Here is a 506-nt window from a genome sequence, read left to right on the forward strand (position 1 = left end):
GGTCACGACGACGGGTCCGTTCTACGTCACCATGGCCGCGATGGTCTGGATTGGCGGAACCGCCTTCGTCGCCGAGGAAGCCTCGCTCGCGGTCTGGGTCGGATTCGGCCTTTTCGGACTCGCCCTCCTCGGGTTCATGCTCGCCGGCGACGTGGTCGAGGACACGCTCGCGAGCGGGTGGCTGACCTACCGGCGGTTCGGCGGCCGACTCGTCGCTCACGACCGCTTGACCGGCGAACCGCAGTGGGCGGCGGCGGTCGGTGACTTCCGCGACGCCGAGGTCGTGGCGACCCGTCCCACAGACCGCTATCTCGGAACGCGAACCATCGCGGCGACGGTCGGCCGGGGCGACGACGAGACGGAGCGCGCGTTCGGGCCGGTCGCGGACGCCGAGAGAGTCGTCGAGGCGTTCGATCTGCCGGTCGAGTTCACGACGCTCCCGCCGCTCGACCGGCGCTTCGTCTGGGCCGCCGTCGCTTCGGTCGTCCTCACGGCGGTCGGCGTCG

At 71.3% G+C, this 506-nt stretch carries 1 pseudogene; it reads left to right on the top strand.

The window, feature by feature from the left end:
* Window positions 1-506, top strand: a pseudogene (locus C5B91_RS21470) (hypothetical protein); the annotation flags it as partial.

The organism is Haloferax sp. Atlit-10N, assembly GCF_003586325.1.
Lineage (GTDB): Archaea > Halobacteriota > Halobacteria > Halobacteriales > Haloferacaceae > Haloferax > Haloferax prahovense.